Raw genomic sequence first — 15,709 nt, forward strand, 5'->3', positions numbered from 1 at the left:
TTTACATAATGTCGGTTTTTCGGCATTATCTTGCGGTTAAAAAATAAAGGTAGTTAGACCTAGAGGATTCGATGGCCAAAGAAGACAATATTGAAATGCAAGGCACCGTGCTTGATACGCTGCCCAACACCATGTTCCGCGTTGAATTGGAAAACGGGCACGTGGTTACCGCTCATATCTCCGGTAAAATGCGTAAAAACTATATCCGCATCCTGACGGGTGACAAAGTCACTGTAGAATTAACCCCGTACGACCTGAGTAAAGGCCGCATTGTCTTCCGCAGCCGCTAACCGGTTCGCTCATCGCTAATCACAGCGATATATGAGGATGTGTCTCCCTCTCCAGCCCTTCCCTTCATGGCAAGGGCTTTTGTTTTTTTTAAAAAAAGTTTTGGGGAGCCAACCGTTTAAGGTCAATAGTTTCAGGGTCAACAGCCTGCTTGTCATGGATTCCCTGTATGAAGCCTGACTCTCATCTATTTTCTCCCCTTTCCTTTCAGGAGAATGCACCGCTCTATCGCCAGCTTTACGAACGAGTGCGTCGGGCTATCAACACAGACCTATTGTCACCGGGTGACCGTCTGCCTTCCGCACGTATGCTAGCGAAAGAGCTAGGCGTCGCACGCGGAACGATAGAACAGGCTTACTCGTTGCTGATTGCCGAAGGTTATCTGCAGGCACGTGGGCAAGCAGGAACGCGGGTGAATCCCGATTTACCCTTAGCGCCAACTTCCGTTACCGATGCGACGGTATCCCCCTCAGCGCCAGACGATGAACAAAATGTACTGTGGCGTCCATCGCAACTGTTGCCTTTTCAAATGGGCGTTCCCGCTTTTGACGCCTTTCCGCGCAAACTATGGGCTCGGCTGGGCGCACGTTATCTTCGCAGCATGCAGTTACCGGATTGGGATTACCCTGCACCTTATGGCTTACCAGCGCTCAGAAACGCCATCGCCTCTTACCTGCAAGTAGCGCGTGGCATTGACTGTACCGCCAGTCAGGTATTCATCACCTCAGGTTGGCGCGCCAATTTACAACTCACCACTCTGGCCTTGCTGAAATCCGAGCAGCGCGTCTGGGTTGAAGATCCCGGCTATCCCCCTACTCGCCATCTGCTATCACAGTCTGGGTTATGTCCGGTTCCGGTCACCGTCGATCGTGAAGGGCTCAACGTGGAGCACGGTATCGCGCTGGCGAATGATGCCAGTATGGCCGTTGTCACGCCCGCACATCAAAGCCCCTTGTCGATGTCGCTGTCGCTTCCTCGGCGACAGGCATTATTGCAGTGGGCAACCGAGCAGAATGCCTGGATAGTAGAGGATGATTATGATGGGGAATATCGCTACGTCAGCCGCCCCCTTCCCGCGCTCGCCAGTCTGGATCGTCATGGGCGGGTTCTGTATGCGGGCACCTTCAGCAAGGTGTTATTTCCGGGGATTCGGTTGGCTTATTTGGTGGTACCACAGGCGCAGATTGCCACATTTGAACACATCAGCCGAATTTTCTTCGCTTCCGCATCGCCAACCATGACGCAGTCTATCGTTGCCAGCTTCATCGCTGAGGGCCATTTTGCCCGGCACATTCAGCGTACACGACGCCTTTATGCAGAACGTCGCACCGCCACTATCGCGTCACTACACGGTATTTTAGGCGATCGCATACACATCGACGAACAGCCCGGTGGGATGCATTTAGTGTTACGCCTACCGGATAGTATTCGCGATCGGCTGCTTGCCGACCGCTTGCTGGCTCAGGGGATTGCTGTTCAGCCGCTATCACGTTGGGCTGTATCAGGAAAGGGTGACAACGCACTACTCGCCAGTTTCACCAACTGCACCACGATGGCAGAACCAGAGCGGCTTGCCATGTTGATTCTGGCCGAGCTTGAACAGCACGGGCGTTAATTAGCTCAGATTGGCTTTTTCCAGACCGTACAGCTTATCTGCGGAACCGGGAACGACCTGAAACGCGACGCCCAAACGATTCCAGCCATTAATCGCGATAATCATGAAAGATAAGTCAGCCAGATCTTCTTCTGACAGCTGTTCGCGAACGCGCGTAAACACCTCGTCCGGTACGCCATGCGGCGGAAGATGAGTCAATACTTCTGTCCACTCAAGTGCAGCACGCTCACGCAGGGAAAAAAGCGGTGATTCACGCCAGACAGCCACATGATGCAGGCGTAGTTCGCGCTCCCCATTAATCTTGGCTTCTTTAACGTGCATATCAACGCAAAATGCACAGCCATTAAGCTGAGAGGCACGCAGCGTAACCAGATGGCCTATTTCGGCCAGAAATGGTTTCTTGTGCAGAATGTTATTGAACTCCAGATACTTCTTGGCAGCCTCGGGAGACTTGCTGTAGTAATCAAGACGTTGGCTCATCGTTCACTCCAAAATGAGAAAGGGTTAAGGCGAAGAGAGACAGCCATATATCGAGTGACGCGTAACAGGGCTGGCAGCTCGGTAGCCATGATTGTGCAAAATCTTGGCCTATCCGAAAAGATCCAAGAATCGTGTTTTAAACTGGGCCATAATGCAAAATAGCGTACCAAGATCAGTCTGCGACCCAATAAAAAAGGGATGCCTCAGCATCCCTCTTAGATAATACATGATATTGATTAATTAACGCTTTCTGCTTTCCGCTTCTGTGCGCTCTGGAAGCCGTACGTCAGTTGTTGCGTCTCTTTATCCAGCTCCACCGTAACAGAGCCACCGTCCACCAGCGAACCAAACAGCAGCTCGTTGGCCAGCGGCTTCTTAAGGCTTTCCTGCATCAGGCGTGCCATTGGTCGGGCGCCCATTGCTTTGTCGTAGCCTTTTTCTGCCAGCCAGTCGCGCGCTTCATCGCTCACTTCCAGCGAGACGCCTTTCGCATCCAGCTGCGCCTGAAGCTCTACGATAAACTTATCGACAACCTGCTGAATGACGTCAGTCGACAGATGGTTGAACCAGATAATGCCATCCAGACGGTTGCGGAACTCCGGCGTAAAGACCTTTTTGATCTCTTCCATCGCATCAGTGCTGTTGTCCTGATGGATGATACCAATGGATTTACGCTGTGTTTCCCGCACGCCTGCGTTAGTGGTCATGACAACAATGACATTGCGGAAATCCGCTTTGCGACCATTGTTGTCGGTCAGCGTACCGTTATCCATCACCTGCAACAGCAGGTTAAAGACGTCAGGATGCGCTTTTTCGATCTCATCCAACAGCAGCACCGCATGAGGATGCTTAATCACGGCATCCGTTAGCAGACCGCCCTGATCGTAGCCCACATAGCCCGGAGGCGCGCCAATCAAACGGCTAACCGTATGGCGTTCCATATATTCGGACATATCAAAGCGCAGCAGTTCGATATCCAGCGCTTTGGCCAGCTGTAGCGTTACTTCCGTCTTACCGACGCCGGTAGGACCGGCAAACAGGAAGGAACCAACCGGTTTACGCTCCTGACCCAACCCTGCACGACTCATCTTGATAGATTCGGACAGCGCCTCGATTGCCTTGTCCTGCCCAAACACCAGCATTTTCAGGCGATCGCTGAGGTTTTTCAGCACATCGCGATCGCTAGCGGAGACGGTTTTTTCTGGTATACGGGCGATGCGGGCGACAACCGATTCGATGTCACTCACGTTGACCGTTTTCTTACGTTTGCTAACCGGCACCAGTCGGCTGCGCGCGCCCGCTTCGTCGATCACATCAATCGCTTTATCCGGCAGGTGACGGTCATTAATGTATTTCACCGCCAGTTCTACCGCCGCACGAACCGCTTTCGACGTATAGCGAACGTCATGGTGAGCCTCATACTTCGGCTTCAGGCCATTAATGATTTGTATGGTTTCTTCCACGCTAGGTTCAGTGATATCGATTTTCTGGAAACGACGCGCCAGCGCCCGATCCTTTTCAAAGATATTGCTGAACTCCTGATAGGTGGTCGAGCCGATAACGCGAATCTTGCCGCTGGAAAGCAGCGGTTTAATCAGATTAGCCGCATCAACCTGACCGCCGGACGCGGCACCCGCGCCGATAATCGTGTGGATTTCATCAATGAACAGAATGCTGTTTTTATCCTGTTCCAACTGTTTCAGCAGCGCCTTGAAGCGTTTTTCAAAGTCACCGCGGTATTTGGTGCCTGCCAGCAGCGCGCCGATGTCCAGCGAGTACAGCGTGCACTCCGCCATCACTTCCGGCACATCGCCCTGCACAATACGCCAGGCCAGCCCTTCAGCAATCGCCGTTTTACCGACGCCAGATTCGCCGACCAGCAGCGGGTTATTTTTACGGCGACGGCACAATACCTGAATCGTACGCTCCAGTTCCTTATCCCGGCCAATGAGCGGGTCGATACCGCCAACGCGAGCCAGTTGATTCAGATTGGTGGTGAAGTTTTCCATACGATCTTCCCCTCCTGCCTGTTCTTCATTGACGGGACTTTCAGGGTTCGGCGCCTGATCGGATTCTTCTTTACGCGTGCCGTGGGAAATAAAGTTCACCACATCCAGACGGCTGACGTCATGCTTGCGTAGCAGGTAGGCGGCCTGAGATTCCTGTTCGCTAAAAATAGCGACCAGGACGTTGGCACCGGACACTTCGCTGCGGCCAGAGGACTGCACGTGGAAAACGGCACGTTGGAGTACGCGCTGGAAGCTAAGCGTGGGCTGAGTTTCGCGCTCGTCGTCACTCTGCGGTAATGTTGGTGTGGTTTGCTCAATGAACGCTTCCAGTTCCTGACGCAGCGCGGCTAAATCTACCGTGCAGGCTTCCAATGCTTCACGGGCGGCTGGGTTACTGAGCAGAGCCAACAGCAGGTGCTCCACGGTCATAAACTCGTGTCGGTGCTCACGCGCTCTGGCGAAAGCCATGTTGAGACTGAGTTCCAGTTCTTGATTGAGCATAGGCACCTCTCCCAATAAATCGCCTGACTTCAGGCTTTTTCCAGCGTACAGAGCAGCGGGTGCTCATTTTCTCTGGCATAACGATTAACTTGTACGACCTTGGTCTCAGCCACTTCAGCGCTGAATACGCCACAAATCGCTTTACCCTGATAATGCACGGTTAACATAAGCTGTGTGGCACGTTCAATATCATAAGAAAAGAACTTTTGCAGAACGTCAATAACAAATTCCATCGGGGTGTAATCATCGTTATTCAACACCACGTTATACATGGAAGGCGGCTGCAATTTTTCTTTCTGTTTATCGGCGGTCAGGTTCTCAGATTGTGACCACGTACTGTTGTTTCCCATTCTCTATCCACATCATGTAACGAATATCGCGACTCACGACATTGGTCTGTTTATTCCTAATAGATCCGAGAAGCAGGAAGTAAGCACCTGCGACTTGAAAGATGACGGGTATCTCTACATTTACAGTAGCACGTCTGCTTTTTATTTTACCACCTGAGGGATTAAATGGTTCCCGGAAAGCAAAATTCAAGGTCTGTAACCGATATCTTGATTACGCAACGCGATCGTGGGTTCATCAATAGCGTTATCTGCATCAAACTTTGACAAACTGCCCTCCTCACCACGCGGTGGATCGCTTGACGTCGGGATCGATTTCACTAAAGTGTACGGATGAATTGATGGGGTTTTAATCAATTCGTATTCGTAGTAACCAAATAACCACACCTTACTGAAAAGAATACTCTTGCGAAGGATGTCAATGCATGGAGACAGGTACTGTTAAATGGTTCAATAATGCCAAAGGGTTTGGTTTTATCTGTCCAGAAGGGGGCGGTGACGATATCTTCGCGCACTACTCAACTATTCAAATGGATGGCTACCGGACTCTGAAAGCCGGACAGGTTGTCAGGTTTGATGTTCATCAAGGGCCGAAAGGTAATCATGCCTGTCTGATCGTCCCGCAAGTCGCCGAGGCCGCATCCTGACCCCTGCCACACCCTACATGTCTACTCAGAACACGCTACGCTAAACCGTAAAATGACTATAATGCGACAAATGCCGTTCGTTATATCGAACGGCATTTTTTTATTTGTATACCCTAATCTGCCCGCCCGCGGGCCAGCCACAGCACGCGGGAAAACATGCTGCGAATAAGCGGTGGGATTGCCTCGCTGCCCATCGCTGCGGCTTCCATCGCGACTTCAATCGCCAGATCGGGCTTGGATGAACGATGGATAGCCTTGATAATGATTTTATGCATCGAGAGCGGCACTTTTTCCGGCAACTGCGCGATGCGGTGATAAACGTGGCTGAATCCCTCACGGTACATGTAGTGTTCCATGTCCGATGCGGGCAAGACGGTCAAATGATCGCGCTCGCTCTCGTCCTGTACGGTTAACATGCTTTTCGCCGTCGCGGCATATTTTTTCCCCGCATCGTCGCCATCGACCAGCACATGCCATTCAATCCCCATACGACGTGCGAACCTCAGCAATGGCCGGAGCCCGGACTGGGCAAATTCAATCACCTTCACCCCTTCCGCCTCAAAATGATGTCCGCATTGGCGCGCCAGTTCATTCAGCATCCAGACTTCGGTTTCCCCTTCCACCAACAGCCAGCAGCGGGCAAAGAGTGACGCGGGTCGATTCATACGAATGTGAAACGCAATACGTCGGCTATCTTCCGCACTCATACCCTGACGACCAATACGGTATGTCGCCACCCGTGAGGATTCACGCACCAGACGGCACACCTGCTCCATCGGCACCAGCGACAGCAGCTCGCCTGAATTCGTTGTGGTGACCTTTTGGAGTGGCAACTGCACCAAAAGCCCCCAGGCGACGGATAGCATAATCGGGTGCAGCCGGGTTTCCGGGTCTTCAATCAGCAAGAGCGGACGCGCATGGGGATCCAACGCCACCGACCCTTTCGCCTGTAGCAGCGTAGAAAACAATTCCAACAGGATAATCCGGCGACTGCGGCTATTGGGGTCGGCAATCAGGCGATTGATGTTATCCAGCGATCGCCACGATTTACCGTTATGCGTTCGCGCATGCCGATGATGGCGCCGGTCATTACCCGTGGCGTTCTGCTCGGAAAAATAGTGCTCCAGCAGTTGCCGCATCGCCACCAGACCCTGACGCAGTTCTTTATCCGTCAGCTTCTGCGGATTTTGCACCAGCTCGCGCATCAGTTGCTCAAACTGCTGAGCCAGCTTTTCATTGCTGTTATCTAACGTCGCGGCCAGCGTCCCGGAGCGCAAACGCCGCATAAAACGCGCATCACGCAGCCGCAGCACCGGATGCAGGCGGATAATTTCTCTGGCCAGTTCATCAATATCATCCAGTGGTATCGGGTGCCCGTCAGCGTCCAGAAAGCTACGCCAGGTGAAGACCGACTGGCTTTCGTCGACCTCACCTTCTAACCGATAAAAAACGCGGTATAGCGACGCTTCGCCCTCCACCCACACAGGGCTAAGCGAACGGTAGCGAGGGGATAAATGATGGCCAGGTGCCGTCTCGCAAAACGTGAAAATAACCTGAAGATGCTTTTCCCGACTATTTTCATCGCCCGGCGTGAAGTGAAAATCCTGCATATCAAAATGGTAAAGCGGCAACGTCGGTGCCAGCAGCAGCGAGAGCGCATCCAGCAGGCTTGATTTCCCCCAGGCGTTCTCACCAATCAGTACGTTGTTCTCGTCCAGCGTCAGCGACAGACGATTGATTCCCCGAAATCCCAGGATTTCAATACTTTCCAGATGCATCTTTCTCTCCTGTAGCAGCTGCCTGCGAGTTTCTGCTGCAAAAATGCTCAGTGTATAGAATATCCTGCCAGACAGCGCTTTACTCACTTCGATAATTTGTTTAATTTTAATAGATTATCGTTTTTCTTCCCGCCAAGTGTAGCCGATGAATCCTACGATGTTGTCAACGAACGCACGGTTTGTCTTTCCGCTGTGTCGATGCCTATCGGGGTAGAACTGAAGAAGAAAAGCCTCATGGTTTAACGACGGGCCCCTGCCAATCCTAAAATACGGGTTAGCGCCGTTTTTCTCGCGTAAGGACATCAATTCTGTGATGTATTCAGGATTATTAATTATTTTATTACCGCTCATCATTGGCTATCTGGTACCGCTGCGCGGCAAAAAAGGATTACAGCGGGTTAACCAACTGCTGAGTTGGATGGTGTACGTTATTCTGTTTTTGATGGGCATAAGCCTGGCCTTTCTGGAAAATCTCAGCAGCAATTTGTTACTGATCTTCCGCTACACCGCCGTCTTCGCCTTCTGTATTGTCGCGGCAAACGGCATTGCCCTGTGGCTGTGGGAAAAACGCAGCGCGTGGCGTAGCAAGTACAAAGACGCAACTCCGCCGTCCAGACTGCGAATGATCCTTGAATCGTTCAAACTCTGTGGCGTGGTATTCGGCGGTTTCTTGCTGGGCTTAACGCAATGGCCGGGATTCACCTACGCCAGTAAAGGCAGCGAATATGCCCTGATTTTCCTGCTCTTTCTGGTGGGCGTTCAACTGCGTAACAGCGGGATGACGTTGCGCCAAATCGTATTAAATCGTCGCGGTCTGGTCATTGCGCTCATCGTCGGTATCAGTGCGTTCGGTGGTGGCCTGCTGGCCGCGTGGATTTTGGGTCTGCCGCTAAAAACCGGTCTGGCGATGGCATCCGGCTATGGATGGTATTCGCTGTCAGGCATTCTGCTCACCGATTCCCTCGGGCCCGTCATCGGCAGCACCGCGTTTTTCAACGATCTGACTCGTGAGCTACTGGCGATTATGCTGGTTCCTGTGCTAGCACAGCGTAATCGCTCCTGTGCATTAGGACTTTGCGGTGCAACCTCGATGGATTTCACGCTGCCCGTCTTGCAGCGCAGCGCGGGTATTGATGTCGTGCCTGCTGCCATCGTACATGGTTTCTTATTAAGCCTCGCGGCTCCCATATTGATGGCGTTATTTTCTTCATAAGCGCACACTGAACACTGTTTTCCCCCTCGTTTATGGGCTGTGATTGAGAGTGATTTTCATTGCCCATCACCAAACTTGCGCTAAATCAAATTTACCTAAAGTTGCAGTAAAAAAGCCTTTTTACCTGCCTCGGCTAACACTATGCTTTAAACAAGCATTTAAAATGCAACTTAAAAAAGGAAGTCATTATGTTTTGTGTGCAATGTGAACAAACGATTCGTACCCCTGTTGGAAACGGCTGCTCTTACGCGCAGGGCATGTGCGGCAAAACCGCAGAAACCTCCGACCTGCAAGACCTGCTGGTCGCTGTGCTGCAAGGGCTTTCTGCCTGGGCGCTGAAAGCCCGTGAGTTGGATATCATCGATCACGATGTCGACAGCTTTGCGCCACGCGCCTTCTTCTCTACGTTGACCAACGTTAACTTCGATTCTCAGCGCATTATTGGCTACGCACAGGAAGCCATTACACTGCGCGAGTCATTGGCTGTTCGCTGCCGTCTGCACGATGCCACCGTGACCGTCGATCACCCAATGGCGGCCCTGCAACTGGCAGGTAACGATATTCCGACCTTACTGCAACAGGCAGCAGATTTTGCACTGGACAGCGATAAAGCCAGCGTTGGTGACGACGTTCACGGCTTGCGCATGCTCAACCTTTACGGCCTGAAAGGTGCGGCGGCTTATATGGAGCACGCACACGTTCTCGGTCAGTATGACAACGCGATCTATGCCGAATATCATGCTTTCATGGCATGGCTGGGCACACAGCCATCCGATGTTGACACCCTGCTGAACAACGCAATGGGCATCGGTAAAATGAACTTCAACGTTATGGCGATCCTTGACCATGGCGAGACCCATGCTTACGGCCATCCACAGCCGACCTCCGTTAACGTCCGCCCAATTGCGGGTAAAGCGATTCTGATTTCTGGTCATGACCTGAAAGATCTGCGCATGCTGCTGGAGCAAACCGAAGGCACCGGCGTGAATATTTATACCCACGGTGAAATGCTGCCTGCACACGGTTACCCAGAGCTGAAAAAATTCAAGCATCTGGCAGGTAACTACGGCAGCGGCTGGCAGAACCAGCAGACTGAGTTTGCCAAATTCCCTGGCGCAATCGTCATGACCTCCAACTGTATTATCGATCCAAACGTGGGCAACTACGGCGACCGCATCTGGACGCGTAGCATCGTAGGCTGGCCGGGCGTGAACCACCTGGAAGGCGACGATTTCAGTCCGGTTATCGAACAGGCACAGGGTCTGGCCGGTTTCCCATACAGCGAAATCGAACACATGATCACCGTCGGATTTGGTCGTGAAACGCTGTTGAGCGCTGCGGATACCGTCATCGATCTGGTTGCACAGAAAAAGCTGCGCCACGTCTTCCTGGTTGGCGGATGTGACGGTAGCCGTGAAGAACGTAGCTACTTCACGGACTTTACGCTGAACGTTCCGCAAGACTGCCTGATCATGACGCTGGCCTGCGGTAAATACCGTTTCAACAAACTGGACTTCGGTACGCTGGAAGGCCTCCCGCGTCTGCTGGATGTCGGCCAATGTAATGACGCCTACGCGGCCATTATTCTGGCCGTTAAGCTGGCGGAGAAACTAGGCTGTGGCGTGAACGATCTGCCGCTGAGTCTGGTGCTGTCCTGGTTTGAACAGAAAGCGATTGTCATCCTGCTCACCCTGCTGTCCCTCGGCGTGAAGAATATCTACACCGGGCCAACGGCACCGGGCTTCCTGACGGACAACCTGCTTGCCATTCTGAACGACAAATTCGGTATGCGAGCGATTACCACCGTTGAACAGGATATGAACACCATTCTGGCCGCTTGATGAATCAATGCGGACGGAGGAGCGCGTTCCTCGTCACGCAGCGTGAGGTGTCGGCATTGATGCCTCACGCTAAGCCCACTGTCTTATGGGCCGCCAGTTTTACACGCTTCACCGTACCCGTTTGTTATGGAGATTGATTATGACCATGCCCGCACTACAGATTGGGCCGACACCGCTGTGTTCTAACCGCATGCAGGTACATTCGATTACTCAGGAAACGCCTGATGTCTGGACGATTTCACTGGTTAATCATGATTTTTATCCGTATCAGCCGGGTCAGTATGCGTTAGTCAGCATTGCCAACAGCGCGGAGACGCTACGGGCTTATACGATTTCTTCTTCACCGGGCCTCAGCCGTTTTATTACCTTGACGGTAAGAAGACTGGACGACGGTGTCGGTTCCCGTTGGCTGACCCAAGCGCTGAAAGTCGGTGACTATCTGTGGCTGTCCGATGCACAGGGCGAGTTTACCTGCGCCAACGCAGTCAGCGATCGCTACCTGATGGCGGCAGCAGGCTGTGGCGTCACGCCGATTATGTCGATGTGCCGTTGGCTGCTGGCAAACAAACCGCAAACCGATATCCACGTTATTTTCAACGTGCGCAATCCGCTGCAGGTGATCTTCGCCAAAGAATGGCAGGATCTGGTGCAGCGTTATCCGCAGCAGTTGCATCTGACGCTGATGGCAGAGTTTGACGCTGCGCCCGGTTTTCTCGCGGGACGTATCAGCGGCGACCTGCTGGTCGAACACGTGCCGGATATCGCCAGCCGCACCGTGATGACCTGCGGCCCGGCACCGTACATGAACCAGATTGAAACTCTGAGTCAGCAGCTTGGCGTTGCCTCAAACCGCATCTTCAAAGAACAGTTCCGCCCGGCAGATGAAGCGCTGGATGAAGATGCCGATCAGCTCACGCTGACCATCAGCCGTCCGCTGAAAAATCTGCGCGTTCCGGTAGGCATCAGTCTGCTGGCCGCGCTGGAAGCCAATAAGGTGCCGGTTGTCGCCGCCTGCCGCGCCGGTGTTTGCGGGAGCTGTAAAACCCGCGTGCTATCCGGTAATTACACCACCAGCAGTACCATGACGCTAACACCAGCCGAGATCGAACAGGGCTATGTTTTGGCCTGTAGTTGCCAGCTGCAAGGCGACACCGTTCTGGCCTGATATACCCGCGTTTTACCCCCTTCTGTCCGGTAGCCTCGGCTATCGGGCAGGTAGGTCATGTTAAATGATGCTGGGTTTCAGGCGAGTATTAACGCCATAGTTTTCATCGCTTTTGCCCTTTCCCCATTCATCTTTTGCCGATTTATCTTTTCCTGATTTGTCTTTTCCCGATTTGTCTTTTCCAGATTATAGTAAGCCATGGTTATATTTTGCTGTGGAGCCACTGGCACATGACATCCCCCTCAGCCCCGATCCTGATTCTGGGCGCAACTGGCTACATTGGCCGCCATTTAACCGAGCGCTTGAGCAAACAAGGCAACCGAGTCATCGCTGCCGGTCGAAATATCGAATCCCTCGCGTCGCGGCATTGGCCGGGCGTCGACTGCCAACAGGTTGATCTCGCTAAGCCAGAAAGTTTGCCTGATGGCCTGTGGGGCGCGGAGACAATTTATTATCTGGTGCACAGCATGGGGGACGGTGCGGACTTCGTCGCAAGAGAACGAATGACCGCCATGAACCTGCTGCTGGCACTGGCTTCCAGCAATGTAAAACAGATTATTTATCTGGGGTCGCTTCAGGCGAAAGACGATACCTCACCGCACATGCAGGCACGCCAGATCACGGGAGATGTTTTACGCAGCAGCGGTATTCCCGTCACAGAGCTGCGTGCGGGCATTATTATCGGGACCGGTTCGGCGGCGTTCGAAATCATGCGCGATATGGTCTATAACCTGCCGATACTGACGCCGCCGCGCTGGGTGCGCTCTAAATCATCCCCTATTGCGCTGGAAAACCTGCTGGTGTATCTGATCGGCATCGCACAGCACCCCGCGACAGAAAACCGCATCATGGATGCCGCAGGCCCCGAATACATCAGCTACCAGACCATGTTCGAGCGTTTCATTCAGATCAGCGGCAAGCGCCGGTTGCTGATTCCCGTTCCCATGCCGACGCATCTGGTGTCTGTCTGGTTCTTGCATCTGGTGACCTCGGTTCCCCCCTCCATCGCCCGCGCCCTAATTCAGGGGCTAAAACACGACTTACAGGCCGATGGCCGCGAATTACAGGCATTAATCCCACAAACGCTGATGAGCTTTGATGACGCCGTGCGCCTCACGCTGCAAAGCGAAATGGAGAGCGTACAGCAGGCCGACTGGGGCGATGACACCGAGGTTCGCGCGCGCTGGAAGCCGAATTACGGCTTTTACCCTAAACAGGCGGGCCATACGATGGAGACGCCCGCGTCCAGTGAGGCGCTCTGGCAGGTCATCCAGCAGGTCGGCGGGAAGGAAGGCTATTTTTACGCGAATGCACTGTGGAACATCCGCGCCCGGCTGGACGATCTCTGCGGTAACGGCGTGACTTATGGACGCCCCGAGCGCCCGACGCTGGAAGTGGGCGACAAGATTGACGGCTGGAAGGTTATCTCGATCAAGCCACAGCGTCAGCTGGTGCTGCTATTCGGCATGAAAGCACCGGGGCTGGGGAAACTCAACTTTACTATCACGGACAAAGGCACTCACCGAACCGTGGACGTCCGCGCCCGCTGGCACCCTTCCGGGTTCAACGGGCTGGTCTACTGGTTCCTGATGATGCCTGCTCATCTGTTTATCTTCCGTGGTATGGCGGCGCGTATTGCGAAACTGGCAGAGAAGGAAGTGATTTAGCGGCTGCCGTATTTCTCCAGCAGCGCGTCGACAATCGCTTCACTCTGCGCATCGGGCTGGCCTTGATAGTTCTCGGGGCGGAAATGCATTTGGAAAGCGGCAATCACCTGCCGCTTCTCACGCGCAGTCATCGTGTCCTGCACCGAGTAGCCATAGCGCCCCAGCTTTTCCAGCAGAACTGCTTCATCCACTGGCTGCAACGGCTGACGTCCATTCAAATAGAACGCTACCCGCTGCGCATCCGGCCAGGCACCCACTCCCGCTTGCGCAAGCGCTTTCCAGGGGAAGAGCGGCCCGGGGTCTTGTTTGCGCTGTGGGGCGATATCGCTGTGCGCCACCACGTTCTGCGGCGCAATCTGATAGCGATCAACGATATCGCGAGCGATCGCGGTCACGAGCTGAATCTGCGAGGCGGTAAACGGTTCCCACGTATAGCCTGTTAGCGTGCGCTGATAGCCCGCGTTTTCGATCTCAATGCCAATAGACGAATTATTCAGCCGACTAAACCCACGCCAGCTACTGGCTCCCGCATGCCAGGCAGCCTGAGATTCCGGCACCAGTTGCCAGGCAAGTGGCTTACCGTGCTGCAAAGGTGGATGTGCTGGAACCAGATAATGCGCACTGACGTGATCATCCGTCAGAATATTCAGCGAAGTGGCAAAGTCTTCCGCCGTATAATGAATCACTAAAAAGCGGATGCGAGACTCCTGAGCTCGCGACTGCAATGCGGTCTCCAGCACATAATTATTCTGTTCTTTCAACGAAGAGGCTGATTGGCAACCTGCCAACAGCCCCAGCGCTATGCAGACCATCCATTTCAACATCGTTGTTCCACCGCTTTTTCACACCGTCTCTGGCAACTTGAATTATGACGAGTATAAGCCACTAGCGGCGAACCTTTACTGCGGTGCCGCTCACGGTCACCATCAGCATGCTGCCGTCCTTCCCGACGGTTTCATAGTCAAGATCGATGCCTACCACGGCATTCGCTCCTAAATCTTCGGCTTGCTCCTGTAACTCTTTGAACGCAATCTGTCGCGCCTTACGCAGCTCTTTCTCATAGGCACCGGAACGGCCGCCGACGACATCGCGGATACTGGCAAAAAAGTCACGGAAGATGTTCGCACCCAGAATGGCTTCGCCAGTCACGACGCCACAATATTCAGTAATGGTGAAGCCTTCCAGATTCGGCGTAGTGGATAATTGCATGTCGTCTCCTTTCACTGCTATTGGCTATATAGGGCGCGGCTCTGCTGGCATCGCGATGAGAAAGCACGTGCTCAGCCGTAAGTCACTATTTTGTGCTATTATTTAACCAACAAATCGCTTATTGGCAAATTTTAACCCACGGTGATTGCATAACTATTCTGCCGACGTTAACATTCGCCGCATCAATGTCTATTCAATTCTTACGCATGAGTATTCAACTAAACGGCATTAACTGTTTCTACGGCACATACCAGGCGCTATTTGATATCACCCTCGATTGTCCTGCGGGTGAAACGCTGGTTCTTCTTGGTCCCAGCGGTGCGGGAAAGAGCTCGCTGATACGCGTTCTTAATCTGTTGGAAATGCCACGTTCTGGCAAGCTTTCCATCGCCGGTAATCAGTTTGATTTTCAGCGCACGCCATCCGACAGCGCGATCCGTGAATTGCGTCAGAATGTCGGGATGGTGTTCCAGCAATATAATTTGTGGCCGCATCTGACCGTAGTGCAGAACCTGATCGAAGCGCCCTGCCGCGTGCTGGGGCTGAGTAAGGAAGAGGCGAAAGCGCGGGCAGACAAACTGCTGACGCGTCTGCGCCTTAATGACTTTGCCGATCGCTTTCCTCTTCATCTTTCTGGCGGACAGCAACAGCGTGTCGCGATTGCCCGTGCGCTGATGATGGAACCTCAGGTTCTCCTGTTTGATGAACCGACCGCCGCGCTGGATCCAGAAATTACCGCTCAGGTCGTCAACATCATCCGTGAATTGGCAGAAACTGGCATTACGCAGGTGATTGTGACCCACGAAGTTGAATTTGCCCGTAAAACGGCCAGCCGTGTGGTGTATATGGAAAACGGCCGCATCGTTGAACAAGGGGATGCGACGCACTTTACCCAGCCGCAGACGCCTGAATTCGCTGGTTATTTGTCACATTGATTACTATCAGGAAA

Annotated in this window: 14 protein-coding genes; 8 read left to right on the top strand and 6 right to left on the bottom strand. The window is 53.2% G+C overall.

Going from position 1 to position 15,709, the window contains the following annotated elements; translation table 11 throughout:
* Positions 1–71 precede the first annotated feature (71 nt).
* Both infA and pdxR read left to right on the top strand, forming a co-directional pair.
* Entirely contained in the window at positions 72–290 is a 219-nt protein-coding gene (gene infA, locus MYB54_RS13030) for a translation initiation factor IF-1 (protein WP_002211347.1), read from the top strand.
* A 167-nt stretch (positions 291–457) separates the two neighbouring features.
* Positions 458–1,903, top strand: a complete 1,446-nt coding sequence (gene pdxR, locus MYB54_RS13035) for a MocR-like pyridoxine biosynthesis transcription factor PdxR (RefSeq protein WP_248720857.1) — start codon at positions 458–460, stop codon at positions 1,901–1,903.
* On the opposite strand, the gene MYB54_RS13040 is transcribed toward pdxR, so the two are convergent.
* From MYB54_RS13040 to clpS, 3 genes are all read right to left on the bottom strand, one after another.
* Entirely contained in the window at positions 1,904–2,383 is a 480-nt protein-coding gene (locus tag MYB54_RS13040) for a carboxymuconolactone decarboxylase family protein (RefSeq protein WP_248720858.1), read from the bottom strand.
* A gap of 236 nt (positions 2,384–2,619) precedes the next feature.
* Complete coding sequence (clpA, locus tag MYB54_RS13045) at positions 2,620–4,893, bottom strand: ATP-dependent Clp protease ATP-binding subunit ClpA (protein WP_110163048.1); 2,274 nt, start codon at positions 4,891–4,893, stop codon at positions 2,620–2,622.
* Between the two features lie 29 nt (positions 4,894–4,922).
* Entirely contained in the window at positions 4,923–5,243 is a 321-nt protein-coding gene (clpS, locus tag MYB54_RS13050; protein WP_005967385.1) for an ATP-dependent Clp protease adapter ClpS, read from the bottom strand.
* A gap of 422 nt (positions 5,244–5,665) precedes the next feature.
* Here clpS and cspD point away from each other — a divergent pair, with 422 nt between their 5' ends.
* A complete protein-coding gene (cspD, locus tag MYB54_RS13055) occupies positions 5,666–5,887 on the top strand; it encodes a cold shock-like protein CspD (protein WP_010277240.1) in 222 nt (73 codons plus the stop codon).
* A gap of 113 nt (positions 5,888–6,000) precedes the next feature.
* Here cspD and MYB54_RS13060 read toward each other — a convergent pair whose 3' ends face one another.
* Positions 6,001–7,665 (bottom strand): ATP-dependent endonuclease, encoded by a 1,665-nt coding sequence (locus tag MYB54_RS13060; RefSeq protein ID WP_014915064.1) that lies wholly within the window; start codon positions 7,663–7,665, stop codon positions 6,001–6,003.
* A gap of 313 nt (positions 7,666–7,978) precedes the next feature.
* Between MYB54_RS13060 and MYB54_RS13065 the strand changes: the two genes are divergently transcribed.
* From MYB54_RS13065 to MYB54_RS13080, 4 genes are all read left to right on the top strand, one after another.
* On the top strand, positions 7,979–8,878 hold the full coding sequence (locus MYB54_RS13065) for a LysO family transporter (protein ID WP_248721971.1): 900 nt from the start codon (positions 7,979–7,981) through the stop codon (positions 8,876–8,878).
* Between the two features lie 188 nt (positions 8,879–9,066).
* Positions 9,067–10,719: a hydroxylamine reductase gene (gene hcp / locus MYB54_RS13070; protein ID WP_039287019.1), complete on the top strand. Its 1,653-nt coding sequence runs from the start codon at positions 9,067–9,069 to the stop codon at positions 10,717–10,719.
* A 139-nt stretch (positions 10,720–10,858) separates the two neighbouring features.
* Entirely contained in the window at positions 10,859–11,884 is a 1,026-nt protein-coding gene (gene hcr, locus MYB54_RS13075) for an NADH oxidoreductase (RefSeq protein WP_119870479.1), read from the top strand.
* A gap of 230 nt (positions 11,885–12,114) precedes the next feature.
* Positions 12,115–13,551 carry a DUF2867 domain-containing protein gene (locus MYB54_RS13080; protein WP_248720859.1) on the top strand — a complete coding sequence of 479 codons (1,437 nt, stop codon included), beginning with the start codon at positions 12,115–12,117 and terminating at the stop codon, positions 13,549–13,551.
* On the opposite strand, the gene MYB54_RS13085 is transcribed toward MYB54_RS13080, so the two are convergent.
* Both MYB54_RS13085 and MYB54_RS13090 read right to left on the bottom strand, forming a co-directional pair.
* Entirely contained in the window at positions 13,548–14,375 is an 828-nt protein-coding gene (locus tag MYB54_RS13085) for an N-acetylmuramoyl-L-alanine amidase (RefSeq protein WP_039514593.1), read from the bottom strand. The two genes, MYB54_RS13080 and MYB54_RS13085, sit on opposite strands and share 4 nt — an antisense overlap.
* Positions 14,376–14,436: 61 nt before the next feature.
* Positions 14,437–14,760 (bottom strand): heavy metal-binding domain-containing protein, encoded by a 324-nt coding sequence (locus tag MYB54_RS13090; RefSeq protein WP_014915058.1) that lies wholly within the window; start codon positions 14,758–14,760, stop codon positions 14,437–14,439.
* 206 nt (positions 14,761–14,966) lie between these two features.
* Here MYB54_RS13090 and artP point away from each other — a divergent pair, with 206 nt between their 5' ends.
* Positions 14,967–15,695 carry an arginine ABC transporter ATP-binding protein ArtP gene (gene artP / locus MYB54_RS13095; protein ID WP_280927623.1) on the top strand — a complete coding sequence of 243 codons (729 nt, stop codon included), beginning with the start codon at positions 14,967–14,969 and terminating at the stop codon, positions 15,693–15,695.
* Positions 15,696–15,709: the final 14 nt, after the last annotated feature.

This window comes from Pectobacterium nicotianae, assembly GCF_023272715.1.
Classification (GTDB): Bacteria; Pseudomonadota; Gammaproteobacteria; order Enterobacterales; family Enterobacteriaceae; genus Pectobacterium; species Pectobacterium brasiliense.

Excerpts from the sequence above, each read along its gene's own strand:
- infA (WP_002211347.1), top strand. The coding sequence starts at position 72 with ATGGCCAAAGAAGACAATATTGAAATGCAAGGCACCGTGCTTGATACG.
- pdxR (WP_248720857.1), top strand. The coding sequence starts at position 458 with ATGAAGCCTGACTCTCATCTATTTTCTCCCCTTTCCTTTCAGGAGAAT.
- MYB54_RS13040 (WP_248720858.1), bottom strand. The coding sequence starts at position 2,383 with ATGAGCCAACGTCTTGATTACTACAGCAAGTCTCCCGAGGCTGCCAAG.
- clpA (WP_110163048.1), bottom strand. The coding sequence starts at position 4,893 with ATGCTCAATCAAGAACTGGAACTCAGTCTCAACATGGCTTTCGCCAGA.
- clpS (WP_005967385.1), bottom strand. The coding sequence starts at position 5,243 with ATGGGAAACAACAGTACGTGGTCACAATCTGAGAACCTGACCGCCGAT.
- cspD (WP_010277240.1), top strand. The coding sequence starts at position 5,666 with ATGGAGACAGGTACTGTTAAATGGTTCAATAATGCCAAAGGGTTTGGT.
- MYB54_RS13060 (WP_014915064.1), bottom strand. The coding sequence starts at position 7,665 with ATGCATCTGGAAAGTATTGAAATCCTGGGATTTCGGGGAATCAATCGT.
- MYB54_RS13065 (WP_248721971.1), top strand. The coding sequence starts at position 7,979 with ATGTATTCAGGATTATTAATTATTTTATTACCGCTCATCATTGGCTAT.
- hcp (WP_039287019.1), top strand. The coding sequence starts at position 9,067 with ATGTTTTGTGTGCAATGTGAACAAACGATTCGTACCCCTGTTGGAAAC.
- hcr (WP_119870479.1), top strand. The coding sequence starts at position 10,859 with ATGACCATGCCCGCACTACAGATTGGGCCGACACCGCTGTGTTCTAAC.
- MYB54_RS13080 (WP_248720859.1), top strand. The coding sequence starts at position 12,115 with ATGACATCCCCCTCAGCCCCGATCCTGATTCTGGGCGCAACTGGCTAC.
- MYB54_RS13085 (WP_039514593.1), bottom strand. The coding sequence starts at position 14,375 with ATGTTGAAATGGATGGTCTGCATAGCGCTGGGGCTGTTGGCAGGTTGC.
- MYB54_RS13090 (WP_014915058.1), bottom strand. The coding sequence starts at position 14,760 with ATGCAATTATCCACTACGCCGAATCTGGAAGGCTTCACCATTACTGAA.
- artP (WP_280927623.1), top strand. The coding sequence starts at position 14,967 with ATGAGTATTCAACTAAACGGCATTAACTGTTTCTACGGCACATACCAG.